This window comes from Moritella sp. 28 (assembly GCF_018219435.1).
In the GTDB taxonomy this organism is placed as follows: domain Bacteria; phylum Pseudomonadota; class Gammaproteobacteria; order Enterobacterales; family Moritellaceae; genus Moritella.
This window is the reverse complement of the sequence record NZ_CP056121.1, coordinates 1,358,282-1,372,275: the sequence shown is the minus strand read 5'-3', so window position 1 is coordinate 1,372,275 and position 13,994 is coordinate 1,358,282. Positions and strand designations below refer to the sequence as shown.

At 38.3% G+C, this 13,994-nt stretch carries 12 protein-coding genes; 3 read left to right on the top strand and 9 right to left on the bottom strand.

Annotated features, from left to right (window positions below; all coding sequences use genetic code 11):
- Positions 1 to 10: 10 nt before the first annotated feature.
- Together HWV02_RS06140 and HWV02_RS06135 are read right to left on the bottom strand one after the other, a co-directional pair.
- Positions 11 to 679 carry a DUF1007 family protein gene (locus HWV02_RS06140; RefSeq protein ID WP_211689956.1) on the bottom strand — a complete coding sequence of 223 codons (669 nt, stop codon included), beginning with the start codon at positions 677 to 679 and terminating at the stop codon, positions 11 to 13.
- Positions 680 to 825: 146 nt separating this feature from the next.
- The gene (locus HWV02_RS06135; protein ID WP_211689955.1) at positions 826 to 1,242 is read right to left on the bottom strand and encodes an Lrp/AsnC family transcriptional regulator; all 417 of its coding nucleotides are present in this window, start codon (positions 1,240 to 1,242) and stop codon (positions 826 to 828) included.
- Positions 1,243 to 1,430: 188 nt separating this feature from the next.
- On the opposite strand from HWV02_RS06135, the gene lysA reads away from it, so the two are divergent.
- Both lysA and HWV02_RS06125 read left to right on the top strand, forming a co-directional pair.
- Entirely contained in the window at positions 1,431 to 2,831 is a 1,401-nt protein-coding gene (gene lysA, locus HWV02_RS06130; protein WP_211689954.1) for a diaminopimelate decarboxylase, read from the top strand.
- A 127-nt stretch (positions 2,832 to 2,958) separates the two neighbouring features.
- Complete coding sequence (locus tag HWV02_RS06125) at positions 2,959 to 3,615, top strand: Qnr family pentapeptide repeat protein (protein ID WP_211689953.1); 657 nt, start codon at positions 2,959 to 2,961, stop codon at positions 3,613 to 3,615.
- A 233-nt stretch (positions 3,616 to 3,848) separates the two neighbouring features.
- Here HWV02_RS06125 and HWV02_RS06120 read toward each other — a convergent pair whose 3' ends face one another.
- Positions 3,849 to 4,388, bottom strand: coding sequence for a porin family protein (locus HWV02_RS06120; RefSeq protein ID WP_211678950.1), 540 nt, complete (start codon positions 4,386 to 4,388; stop codon positions 3,849 to 3,851).
- 583 nt (positions 4,389 to 4,971) lie between these two features.
- On the opposite strand from HWV02_RS06120, the gene HWV02_RS06115 reads away from it, so the two are divergent.
- Positions 4,972 to 5,601, top strand: a complete 630-nt coding sequence (locus HWV02_RS06115) for an SHOCT domain-containing protein (RefSeq protein ID WP_211678949.1) — start codon at positions 4,972 to 4,974, stop codon at positions 5,599 to 5,601.
- 92 nt (positions 5,602 to 5,693) lie between these two features.
- Here the strand turns inward: HWV02_RS06115 and HWV02_RS06110 are convergent, their stop codons facing one another.
- The 6 genes from HWV02_RS06110 to HWV02_RS06085 form a co-directional block, all read right to left on the bottom strand.
- On the bottom strand, positions 5,694 to 7,637 hold the full coding sequence (locus tag HWV02_RS06110; RefSeq protein WP_211678948.1) for an EAL domain-containing protein: 1,944 nt from the start codon (positions 7,635 to 7,637) through the stop codon (positions 5,694 to 5,696).
- Positions 7,638 to 7,642: 5 nt separating this feature from the next.
- Positions 7,643 to 8,275, bottom strand: coding sequence for a transglutaminase-like cysteine peptidase (locus tag HWV02_RS06105; protein WP_255547175.1), 633 nt, complete (start codon positions 8,273 to 8,275; stop codon positions 7,643 to 7,645).
- Between the two features lie 102 nt (positions 8,276 to 8,377).
- Positions 8,378 to 8,974 (bottom strand): OmpA family protein, encoded by a 597-nt coding sequence (locus HWV02_RS06100; RefSeq protein ID WP_211678947.1) that lies wholly within the window; start codon positions 8,972 to 8,974, stop codon positions 8,378 to 8,380.
- A complete protein-coding gene (locus tag HWV02_RS06095) occupies positions 8,974 to 10,386 on the bottom strand; it encodes a TolC family outer membrane protein (RefSeq protein ID WP_211678946.1) in 1,413 nt (470 codons plus the stop codon). The genes HWV02_RS06100 and HWV02_RS06095 overlap by 1 nt, the downstream gene beginning before the upstream one ends.
- A gap of 37 nt (positions 10,387 to 10,423) precedes the next feature.
- Positions 10,424 to 11,791 carry an HlyD family type I secretion periplasmic adaptor subunit gene (locus HWV02_RS06090; RefSeq protein ID WP_211678945.1) on the bottom strand — a complete coding sequence of 456 codons (1,368 nt, stop codon included), beginning with the start codon at positions 11,789 to 11,791 and terminating at the stop codon, positions 10,424 to 10,426.
- Complete coding sequence (locus HWV02_RS06085; RefSeq protein ID WP_211678944.1) at positions 11,788 to 13,965, bottom strand: type I secretion system permease/ATPase; 2,178 nt, start codon at positions 13,963 to 13,965, stop codon at positions 11,788 to 11,790. Before HWV02_RS06085 ends, HWV02_RS06090 begins: the two co-directional genes overlap by 4 nt.
- Positions 13,966 to 13,994: the final 29 nt, after the last annotated feature.

Sequence of the window (13,994 nt, the reverse complement as noted above, 5' to 3'; positions counted from 1 at the left end):
AAAAATAGCATTAAGGTTTGCAGTTGATAATGGCAGATTGAGTAAATAATTCGCCAATCGCATTATCTCTCTCAGCATCAACAGGTAATGACATAACATACGCAAGTTGTTCAGACGTAGGTGTCGCTTCAATAAGAGACAATTTACAATATTGATTCAGTTCCGGAGAAAGCTGAACTGCATTTTTTGCAGGCCAACTCATATCAACATAATAACTTGGATCATAAATAAGTAACTTGAGTGATTTATCAGATAGCACAAGGGGCTCTGCTAACGGTAGATAAAACTGTAGCGTCGCCTTTATTTTGTCTTGCACTAAAGTACCCTGTTTCGCTAGTGCATACTTAACTGGCTTCCCCCCTTCATAAAAATAGGTAAGGTAATGATTAGTTGTCATATTTGTCATAATCGAATCAGCGAGGTCCTGTAACGTCTGCGCTTTATTTTTAGCGGAGAGATCCTCGCCATCTAACATGTAAGCAGAAGTCATTGCATCAAACTCCCATGTCATTAAAAATCCAGTGATCTGCTTTCCATCTCCTTGGATCTCTGTTTTCATATCAATCCACGAGTGTGGATGAGCAGTACTATTCATACTCATTAATACACCAATGAGCATAATCGCCACTTGCAATAAGCGCCCTATGTACTTTAGTTTTAATACATATAAAAACATCATTTCAACTCTCAAACAGTAAACGCCAAATAGTCTAAAAACCATATTTCCACACAAAAATAATGATTTTCAACACCCCGCCGTATGTTATAACATAACAATGTTATTATAAAGAATGATTAGGCTTAATATCGTAAATTAGGGGGAAACTAAATTAATGTATCTAACACACTAAACGTTTGGAGTTTATCTAAGTCAGGTAATGCTGCAAGTAGCTCTCTAATCTGCGAAACGCGTGTCATAGAATCCGCTTCGACATATACAATTAAATCGGTATCACCGCACAAAGTATGCGCGCGGGTTATTTCACCAATACCCTGTAAATACGGCGCAATTGACTTGGCATCAAATGGTCTAAATGTAAGTTGAAAATAGACCACCACTTTTGCCCCTTCAGCACTGCTCACATCGATGGTATAACGTAGGATAACGCCTGAATCTTTCAAGCGTTGGATTCGATCATTAACGGCGGTACGCGATAATCCAATGTCCTCACCAATGCAGGCAATTGAACGTCGTGAATTAGCAACGAGTGCATCAATAATTGCTTGATCGAACTTATCCATAAGTAGCTCTGTTTATATCTTATAAAACAGCTACTTTACACTTATTCATTGCTTTAACCAAGTTAAACACACGGCAGACAAAATCACCGTAATAACGATATTTTGTCATATCAAAACGTTATTTTTCGCATTGTGCATAATACCTCACTTAATTATCCTATTAGTTCATCAGCAAAAGGATTTAAGCCATGACACAATTAACCCCTCAACTGCGTTATTTACCGAATGTACAACAACAAGCATTATGGCTAGAAAATGTATCAATTCAGCAGTTAGCATCTCAAGTCGCCACGCCTTTTTACTGCTATTCGAAAGCTGCACTACTTAATAATATCCATGCTTGCAAAGCCGCATTTGAACCAGAAAATATCCATATTCACTACGCCATGAAAGCGAACAGCAATCTGTCATTATTACGCATTGTCGCAGAACAAGGATTAGGTGTTGATATTGTCTCTATCGGCGAAATGCGACGGGCACTCAGCGCCGGATTCAAAGCTGAAGATATTGTCTTTTCAGGCGTAGGTAAAACAACCGCAGAACTCACCGAAGCCGTACTTGCAGGTGTCGGACAATTTAACCTTGAATCTAAAGAAGAATTAGCGGTTTTAATCACAATTGCAGATAAATACCAACAGCTGGTTTCTGCACTCATTCGCGTCAACCCAGAAGTCACTGTTGATACGCATAAGCACATCACTACTGGTGCTAAAGGCAATAAATTTGGTGTTAACTTTAGCGATGTATTACCTATGTTAGAAACAGCTGAATATTCGCCGTTCTTGAAAATAAATGGGCTGGCAATGCATATCGGTTCACAAATACGCACAACACAACCCTACTTAGATGCGATAGCCAAAATACAGAGATTGATAAACGAGCTTAAAACACAAGGTTATCTCCTAACCCAGCTAGACCTCGGTGGTGGCTTTGGTATTGAATATAAAGACTACCAACAACTTACTCACAATATAGAACAACAAGGACAAGGTTGTTTAGCATTTAGTGATTTTTCTAACGCGATAAAATCAGCCCTCGCTCATTGGCAAGGACGTATTAGCATTGAACCCGGGCGCTCATTAATGGCCGATATCGGTGTGATGGTATGTGAAATAACGTATATAAAAGAAAGCCGACCAACATCATTTATCGTATTAGATGCGGCAATGAATGATTTAATGCGTCCAGCGCTGTATCAAGAAACTCATGCATTAATACCCGTACAGTCACCTTCTAGCTCATTACAAACCAAATACGACGTAGTCGGCCCTATTTGTGAAAGTACAGATACATTTTCAAAATCAGCGTCGCTGCCAACTGATTTAGCCGCTGGAGACTTAATGTGTTTCTTATACACAGGTGCATATTGCGCGGTAATGAGTAACAGTTATAACAGCCGCCCTATCGCCGCCGAAATTTTAGTCGATGATGCTCAAGCGTATGTGATCAGACAAGCTATTACCCAAGATGATTTAATGGCATTTGAACAACACAGAACGTTAATTCGAACAATACCTAAACAATCTGTAGAGGTTAATATAATTCTTTCTGCTACGCGGCCTCGCTCGCCCGACAAAACGCAGCCCTGAGCGCTGATTTGATAGCTTATACCTGCGATTTAAGCTGTTTTAAGATGGTGATTCTAAAGGGTTTTATTATGTTGTAATTTTTAATGCAGATGATAGTCTTCTGATCTATTCAACACAAGGGGTATTTATGTCAGAAGATTACGAAGTGTTTAATGAAATTGATTTTTCTAATCAGGATTTGAGTGAGTCTCATTTTAAGCGTTGTAAATTTTATAGATGCGATTTTGGTCGTGCTAATTTAAGAGAGGCTCGATTTGTTGATTGCATTTTTATAAAACAGGGTGGTATTGAGGGCTGTCATTTTAATTATAGCGATCTACGCGATTCATCTTTTATAAACTGTCAATTATCAATGTCTAATTTCACTGGAGCGAAATGTTTTGGGGTCGAATTTAAGGATTGCGATCTAAAGGGGGCTAATTTCATACTCGCTACTTTTTCAAATCAGGTAAGTAATAGAATGTATTTCTGCTCCGCATATATTACGGGATGTAACTTATCCTACGTGAATTTTGAACGGCAGTGCATAGAGAAATGCGACCTCTTTGAAAACAAATGGATTGGCGCAAATCTACAAGGTGCTTCTTTAAAAGAATCTGATTTAAGTCGGGGTTCATTTTCAGAAGATTGTTGGAGTCAATTTCACATGCAGGGTTGTAACTTAAGTCATTCGGAATTGAATGGATTAGATCCTCGTAAAATTGACCTTAATGGTGTCAAAGTCTGTGCTTGGCAGCAGGAACAGTTACTTGAACAACTCGGACTAATTATTTTACCCGACTAGTTATACTTTATGCGTGTGTAGTGGTTATTTGAATTAAGCCTCCGACTATGAAGGGAGGCTTTTTTCTCCTAATATAAATTCATCAATGCATACCCGATTTAACATTTGAAGGTTATATGTATAACGATGATCGGGTTTGGTAATGCTTGTTCTGAACTTACATAATATACGTTATGTGAATAATACTTATGGAGTATTATAAGGTTAGCTATACCACTACAATCAACTTTATTTTAAAAATGATAACTAGCACCTACATAAACGTTATTCATCTCAAGGATGGAATTTTTACCGTACTGGTAACCTAAATTAATACCTATCCCAGAGTTAAAGACTATTTCCCAGCCGAGTTGTAAATCGACTCCAACCTCACGCTCGGATTTATCTACTTTATTTAGGGTATAGTCAACTTGATAATAACTAGCGCCCAATTTAGTATAAAGAGCATTAGAACTATTTAAAGGGTATTGACCATATAGTGATAATCGAGGACCAGAAAACTCCGTAACGTTAAGCTCAGTGAATGTTCCGGTAATACCACTAAATATGCCTCCTATACTGTCAACATAACCAGCGTCAACACCTATATTTTTAGTCATCATTCGTCGATAATATAGATCATAGGTAAAATTATCACCGTCATTAGCGGTATGATTTTTAAAATTAAATTCTTGTGTACCATAACCGAGCGTTCCACCAAGAACATTATCATCCGCATTGGCCATCGCAGACATAGTAATCAAAGGAATTAAACAGCAAAGAAGTTTTTTCATAGAGTGCGGCCCGTTAAATATCATAACTATCATAACCTTATCAAACTTACCTAATAATGAACACATGAACGGGGGGATATTTTAAACGCCCCCAAAATCTACGCAGCCAGTTAAAGAAGCTATCACGGTAACATACTACATATTAAGTAAATCGTAGTTAAGCGTAGGCCATTACGCCAATATTTTATATGGCAGTAAAATTCATAATAACCGTCAACTAAGATTAAAGTATCATCAAATTTATACTTCCTCAAACTTTTAAATTCCTATACATGAACAGTATAACCTTACCTTCCCACCATACGATCTGCTCAATAAATACTAATATAACGGCTAAACTCTTTGGCAGCTAAATTACTCTACATATTGATTAGTAAGGTATAATCACACATCAAGTTCAATTATCAACGGTAATTACATCCATTTAGAGATAATAAGTTTGTTTAATGACTTAAAAGCTAAGTGTAATAATATTTTAAAAACTAATCACATTCCTGTATGGTGATGCTCAATAAACTGCCTATTTACATTGTCTGTAATTACAGTGTAAACAACACCATTTGTACGACATCAGGGAATAGTTATGAAAATTATCAGCCAAAAAATACGTAAATTATTATTGGTTATCGCGTTACCAGTATTAGCCTCGGGCTGTGCAGGCAATATCGAAAAACTTAATGCAGATACTGAGTTTGGCCCTGCGCCACAAGCATATCAACAAACCATTAAGGATTACTTTGCAGAAGAGTTAAATAACCCTGAAGTCGCTGAGTACGTGATTAGCGAGCCGATGAAATTTTATCGTTCAAAACCATCACTTGCTGGTCTTGGTGGCGGTATAAAGTGGCACGCTTGGGTAGCTGAAGTCGGTATTCCAGGTAAAGCAATATACAAATTCCTATCGGGAAGCGACAACGAGCTTGTTCATTACTATGTTCGTTTCAACGGTAATGATATTGACACTGTATATGAAGGCAATGGTTATACTTCATTAAAAAATGAAACTGGTTTCACTGTTGGTGAATACGCAACAATTGACAATATCACCCTTACTGCAGAAACAGCAAAAGTAATTGAAGATGAAAAAGCAAGAGAAGATGCAGAACTAATCAAAAGCTTCGAATCGATTCGAGAGTTAAACAAGCTGTATAAAGAAGGTATTATTACCGAAGAAGAATATAGCTTAAAGAAAAAAGCAATATTAAAAATATAGTTATTAATTTAACTGCTGTAAATCCAAAATAAAAACCGGAGTATCATCCTTGATACACCGGTTTTTATTTATCATTAATTTATCGAGTATGGTTAACTTAAGTGATCACCTGAATTATTAATGACATCTTCCGGTGAAGAAATATAGCCCTGATAACCTTGAGCACGTAATGGTTTTATTCTATCTAGTTGCTGCTGATTTTCTATCGCAGTGATGATCACATCAATACTTAACCCCTTACCAATATTAATCAAAGCACGACATAATTCATTGTTTTGTTGATTATTACTGTAGACAGACAAGGATTGATCTAATTTCACATAATCAGGTTTCAATTGTTGTAGATAACTTAATGACCCCATTTGGCGACCGCAGTGATCAATACCGAAATGAGCGCCGTATCGACGAACAATACTCGCTAATTGCGAACTCTCATGAGGATTATTACTTGCAGAAGACTCGGTTATTTCAATATATATTTGTTCTGCTGAGATCGTATTTTGTAAAAAGTGCGCTAACCACGAATGAAACGTCGGATCGAGCAAACTATCCTGAGTTAAATTAACTGCTACAGGCTCTTTATTTAGATCAAGTATATTTTGCGAAATTAAGCTTTCTAATAAACATCGGTCCAGTTGACTGCCTAACGATAATAGCTCAACGTACGGCATAAATTGGCCAGCTTTAACCTGCTGACCATCAATATTCAGACGACAGTAAAGTTCTCGCTGCAACACTTCACCACTATCCATCTGTAAGATAGGCTGCCATTGAAATACAAACTGATTATGATTAATCGCCGATAATAAACGTTTACGCCATTCTTCTCGGTTAAATTCATGCTGGCAATGACTATTGAACCAGCTACTCGTCTTATTATCGATAAGCGCTTGTTGCAATGCGTTATCCGCTTGAGCGAGCAATTCAGAAGGTGTCATCTCATCATTACGCTCCGTTATGCCAATCGCAAAATCACTATTAGGCATACAACCAGCTTTAAACATTTCTTGATTAATTAAACGAATAAGCGCCTGTAAATAAGACGCTATTTTCTGATGATCACCTTTGGTTATTAAAAACGCAAACTCCGTATTTGAAATACGAGCAATAACACATTCAGCAACATCCGGTAATTGCTCTGTCATGCGGAATGCGAGAACTCGGATACTTTCATCACGAACCTGATAGCCATATTTACTGTGTACTTCATTCAGCCAATCTAATTTAGCTAGCAATAAGCCACCATAACCAGGATCTGTTAGCCAACTTGTGACTTGCCCTGTTAAATATTGTCTATTTGGTAAATTCGATACACGATCAACAAGGTTATCATGCTTTAAACTATCGACTTCATCGTCCAAGGTTTGAAATACTTGTTTGAGCTGTCCCGACATCGAATTTATTGCTTTTACTACTACACGTAACTCTGCAGTAGCAGGTAAGTCCATATCAGGGTTAAATACCCGCTGTGATATATCACTAGCATGGCTAGCAATATCATGTAACGGCTTAAGTAAATATTTAAGATGAAAATGTAATACAAAAATAGATATCAAAAATAAAAGAGAGATAATCAATAACGTATTATTCATTACCCGCCACAATTCACGATAACCTAATCCAGGATGCGCTTCTATTTTTAATTTTGCGAGTTGTAACCAACCCGATTGAATTAAACTTTCTTTGGTTTGAACCTCAAATAATCCAAGATCAATGAACCACTGTGGCACCCCTTCAACGACAATTGGATTTTCCCATGATTGCTGCTTTTGATCGGCAAGCCAAGTTAAATTAACCTTACGATAAAAACCACCCTCAAAAATGACATTTACCAAAGTCTCAACCGCAGCGATATCACCCGTTTGTAAATGTGGTTTTAACATCAAACTTAATGATGTAGTGGTGTTATTAAGTTCAGACTCCATCTGATTAGCCATGAAATCACGTGTTTCTGTAAATTGAAAATACACCAGACTCGACATTACTAAGACAAATAAACCAAATAATAATGAATAGATCTGTTTAAACAAGGTCATTAATTTTACTCCAAACTCAGCTTAGGTTGCATCATACTGGACACGCCCATTCGCTGATTTAAATTACTCCAACGCTTTAATCGCTGTGATTTACCGGCCAAAATTCCTTGGCCCTTTTCTTTGTTCAACCATAATTGCTTACCGTTAAAACTGTATACAGGTAATAAATCATTGCGTTGATCTGCAGGCTTTATTTCGCCATCAATGTTATCCAAAATTAATGGGATGGAGCCAGGTGTAGGATAATAAGCGACAACCATATGGTATTGATTTAGAGTCAATGACTTCACCATAGTGATACGCATTTTTTCATCTTCAATACCTACCTCTAATAAGCTAAAATATTTCGCAATAGCAAAATCCTCACAATCCCCACCATTAGCACCGATAAACTCCAATGGAGTAGCCCAGTAATTTTCTTTTCCCCAAAGCTTAATATCATCAATAAATATCAACTGATTAAAAAAACCATTGACCTTATTCAGTTTATCTTCCAATGGAAGCGCCCTGCTTGATGCCATAATCTGTAGCCAAGTACGCCCTCTGAGAGCAGCTCTTTCACCATAATTTTTATCTAACGCAATAATAATGTCTTGATCATTTAAGCGCGCAGTTGGATTTGCAGATAACTCCCACAACCAACTAGAGAAAAATAAAAATATAACGGCTACACACTTATGACCCACTTTATTTGGCACTACACTAACCTGTAACAATATGACTATGAATAGATATAAGCATTATTTATCAACACTGTAAATATTCCATTTCATGTCTTTAGTCGTGCTTTCACTCGTAAGCTCAGCCACAATACGTCTATTTTTGGCATGTGCGCTTTTCGTATTACCATCATCGAGTATCCGCTCAAAGCCATAGCCAACCGCAGACACTCTGGATGTCGCAATACCAAAATTATTCACCAAAATGTTCATCACAGCTTGTGCACGCTCTTGAGATAAACGCATATTTAATGATTTACTGCCTAATTTACTCGTGTGTCCTTCAATAACAACTTCAGTATCAAGGTGTTTTTTCATAAAATTGGCTAACGCTTCAATATCACCAAAATATCGTTTACTCACGACTGCCGAATTACTGGCAAAGTTAACTTTTAGCTCTTGCCTCACTTTATTAATAATATCAGCACCACAACCATAATTATCCACTTTAGAACCAGCAAAAGAAGCAGGGCATTTTTCTCGACTTGTGATAACACCATCGTTATCAGCGTCACTCAAATCCTGCAGTTGAATCTGTGTATTATCTGCCATATCAACAATAGGTGTCGTACATGCCATTAATAACAATGACGAAATCAAAACAATAATATATTTCATTACTTAACGCCTCCAGCATATTCATCTTCACCCATCCAAATATCAGGTCTGGTTACCCGTAATGAATCTAATAATTGCCCTGTCGCATTTAATAAACGATAACGTGCAATTATTTCACTAAATTCTGCATCAACAAATTCTTTACGAGCTTGAAATAATTCATTTTCAGTATCAAGTAAGTCCAATAGGCTACGTTGACCTAGTTTGAATTGCTGTTCATAAGCGGCTTGTGAATCTTTCGATGCCACAACATGCGCTTGTATATAATATTTTTGTTCGTTCAATAGTTCATATGCATTCCAGGCTAAGTTATACCCTTCCGTCACCTGACGGTATGCACTTTGATTTAGCTCACTCGCTTCTGTAATTTTATAAGCCATTTCCCGTGCGTACGCTTTATCACGTCCACCTGAATATAAGTTATAAGAAAAGCGTACCATTGCGACTACGTCATTGTTATGACCGCCGACACCCGATATGCCATTATGCCCATCTTCACCATCAAGATCGTTGTTAAAGTTAGCATCAACCTCGAACGTTACTTTCGGATAGTAATTTGAATTTGCTGCATCATACTGATAATGAGCAGCAGTTATGTCATTAGTCGATGATTTAATAATTGGATGGTTCGCTAATGCTTGGTCTAAGCCTATTAGCCTATCTGTAGGTAATAAATCTGCGTCAGGCACAGGGACAACAAGGTTATCAGCGCGTTGCTCTGTAACACGATAAAATTGCGCTTCTGTATCGAGGTAATTGTTCTTTGCTGAAATAACATTAGATTGTGCTCGAGCCAAACGACCTGTAATTTGAGAAAGATCAGCAATACTCCCTAGCCCAGAATCTGTCCGTTGTTTTATCTGACTATAAATGGTCTTATGCGTCGTTAAATTCTTTTCCGACAATACTAAGATCTGCTTTGCTTTTAATAAGTTAGTGTACACTTTCGTTACTTCGAGTGCTACGTCTTCCGCGGTACTGAATAACCGCCATTGCTCAGCACTCGTTTCATGAATCGTACGATTAACATCGCTCGATGTTTGAAAACCACTAAACAAACTTTGCTTTAAGCTAATACCAAATTCACCACGGCGTAGTTCTTCAGTGTTATCGTGATCATTGACATCACTCTTTCTTGTCCCCGGGCTATCAGTATATTCATAGCCATAACCCCCTGTGAGATCAATACTCGGTAAATACCCAGATGATGCTTGCTTAACCTGTTCTTCACGTACTTTAAATTTACTAAAGGCGATGCGGATTTCAGGATGACTGCTTAATGTCAGCGCAACAGTTTGCTCTAACGACTGGGCATTGCCCATTGTCGGAACAGCCATAGCTGAGCACATTATCGCGAAATAAAGAAAACCCTTATAGCCTCTTTGTTTCGAGTAAAAATTAGTCGGGTTCATGTTATCTCCATTTTTATTATATGTTTTCAATAGCAATTTATAACTCCCTAAGCGCCATTGCTTTAGCCCTTAAAACAGGATTCAATATATATTCTAATACCGTACGTTTACCTATCATCACATCAACAGATGTCATCATACCGGGAATTATTGGCATATCCTGATTACCCTGAATATCGGAAATTTTAGTGCGGACACGGATAATATAAAAACTATTACCGTCTTCATCCTGAGTTGTATCCGCACTTATGTGCTCAACAACCCCTTTTAAACCACCATAACGGGTAAAATCATATGCAGTAATCTTCACCACTGCTGGTAAGCCCAGATGAATAAAGGCAATATCTTTCGGTTTTATTTTGGCTTCAATCAGTAATTTATCTTCGGTTGGTACAATCTCTAGTAACACCTGGCCCGGTTGCACAACCCCACCCATAGTGGTGATATGTAACGTTTTGATAGTCCCGACTACAGGTGAAATGATTAATGCTTTCTCTACCTTATCCTTAACCCCAACTTGCGCTTCAGTAATACGTGAGAACTTACCTTGCAATTCATTTAACTGCGCTCGTGCATCAGCACGATAATTAAGTACCGCTTCACGACGCTTTAACACCGCTTCTGCCATCACCGATTTTAATTTTGGTACTAATAAACGAAGAGAATCAAGCTCACCTTTAATGCTGTTAACACTCCGCTCTAACTTGAGTAACTCCACCTCAGGTACTATGTTCTTTTTCGCTAAAGGTCGTGTCAATTCAATTTCCCGCGAAGCCAATTTATAACTTATTTCCAAGGTTTTTATTTTTGACTTTAATTCCCTGCTTTCTTCATAACGCTGTTGAATTTGCTGAGCCTGAATAGCAACCTGATTGCTAAGACTATCTAACCGAGCCTGATATTCATCTTGTTGACGCACGACTAAATGCGGTAAGTTCTGCTTTAAATCATCAGGAAATATCAAGGTTTTTTTAGCTATCTTAATTTGTAATTGCCAGTCTGGAACATCGGCAACCAAGATACTCGTTAACTCACTGCGCAAACGAATAATATCCGCCCGCAAGCTATCAACTTCTTGACGTTGTTGTGCTAAGTCGGCTCGAAAACGTGTATCATCAATTCTCGCCAGTGGCTGATCTTTACTGACTATCATGCCTTCAGTTACATATAACTGTTGTAAAATACCACCATCTAAACTCTGAATAATCTGGATCTGCGAAGAAGGTACAACCTTACCCATTCCCGTTGCCACTCGGTCTAATTTGGCAAAGTAAGCCCATATAAGAAAGCTAAGTACAAATGCAGCCAACGCCCAAATAGTTAATCTGTGAACCTGCGGCGTTTGCGCTAACATAGCACCGTACACATCATCAGCCATCTCTAGGTCTTGCTTACTAACCTTCATTGCACAGCTCCCGGAGTCAGCAGTCCATTTTTCAATTTATTTAAAATAACCTCTTTATTGCCATCAGCAACCAAATGACCTTTATCTAATACTATGATCCGATCCACTAACTGTAATAGGTGCATTTTGTGCGTGATCAATACTAACGTACGATCTTGTGCGGTAACGTTCATGGACTGGATAAACTGCTTTTCTGCTCGCGCATCCAAACTTGCAGTAGGTTCATCAAGTAATAATATTTGAGGTTCGTTTAAGATCGCGCGCGCTAAAGCGATAGATTGACGTTGACCGCGAGATAACGCTTTACCGCCTTCACCGACTTGCTGATCTAACCCCTGCGAATCAAGATCTGTAAATATATTGACCCCGGATAATTGTACTGCGCGAATAAGCTGATATTCAGTTACTTGTTTAGCACCAAACAAAATGTTTTCGCGAATAGTACCGTGAAACAAGGTTATATCCTGTGGTAAGTACCCAAAGTTACGGCGCAAATCACTTGGATGGATCTGCTTGTGATTCATGCCGTCATAGTGCAAGCTACCCGTGGTCGGCAGATATAAACCTAACAATAGTTTAGCGAGGGTACTTTTCCCTGAACCATTACGCCCTATCACAGCGACTTTTTCACCAGGTTTAATCACTAAAGACAAGGGGTATAAACTCGGTTTATCGATGTCAGGATAGCTAAAACCAAGTTGTTCTAAACTGATATTACCTTCAAGTTTACGACGACTAATCAAATGTGCTTTGTCTTCAAATTCATCTTTCTGCGCCATGATCGCATCAAGTTGACGCATAGCACTCACGGTTTGATTAGAGCGAGTCATTAATGAGGCTATTTTTGCCATCGGTGCTATTGCGCGGCTCGATAACATAACAGCAGCAATAATAGCGCCCATCGAAATAGCATTATCCGCAACTCGATAAACCCCTAAAACCACCACACCAATTACCGATACTTGCACAATAAAACTTGCAACGTTAGACACGGAATTGGTTAATACTTTAGATTTAAGCTGCCAGCTAGAAATATGACCAAGCATCTGCTGCCAACTGTTTTGCACCACACCTTCTGCACCGTTGGCTTTAATCAGCTCTAATACCGATAAACTTTCAATTAAATGACCGTGTCGTAGACTAGAAAATTTATTACTTTCTTCAATTGCATGACGTAAACGTGGCTGGACAAGTAAGGTATAACCTAGGATAAGTAAGGTCGCAATAACGGAAAAAACCACGAGATCGCCAGCGACAAGCCAAATAATAAACATAAATAACAGTGCAAAAGGCAGGTCAACTAAGGCAGTTATCGTCGCCGAAGATAAAAACTCCCGCACACTGTCAAATTCACTGAGCTGCTTGGCCATGCCTCCGACACTGGCCGCGCGTTTTTCTAACGGCATGCCAATCACTTTAGCAAACAATTTAGCAGAGGTTTGTAAATCAATTTTCTTACCTGCTACATCAATAAGGTAACCACGTAATTGCTTCATGATAAAGTCAAATATGTAAGCGATGGTCGCACCAATCGCTAATACCCAAAGTGATTCAAAAGCTAAATTCGGTACTACTTTGTCGTACACATTCATCACAAATAACGGGGATGCTAAAGCAAATAAGTTAACCAAAATAGACGCGACAATAACATCACGATATATCGGCGCAGCAGACTTAATTGTTTCCCATAACCAATGCTTTTTAGTTTCATGTAGGTGTACATCAAAATCACGGTCACCATGATATTGCTGCTTAATCAAAAACAGATAACCAACATAGATCGCTTCAAGTTCAGTGATCGTTAATGATATTTCACCGCCAGTTTCAGGCATTGAAATAATGGCTTTATCTTGACTAAAATCCAGTTCCTGTAATACGCAGGCTTTTTGATCTTTTAATAACAAAATACACGGTAATAGCATACTCGGTAATTCATTCAGACCTTTTTGACTGAGTTTAGCACTCAGGCCCGCACGACCAGCCGCTTGTGGCATTAACTCGGGGGTAAGATTCGAACCCGATATAGACAGGCCAGCAGTGAGCGCATCTGCAGAACAGGGATTGCCAAAGTGCTCAGTGAGCAAAATTAAGCAATCCAGTAGTGCATCCTCAGTAATATGCTGAGAAGCTTTGATTGTCCACTGTGTCTTATTTGCAGTCTTAGTCGAGTCCACGTGTAATATTTCCCTCAAATTCCTTAATA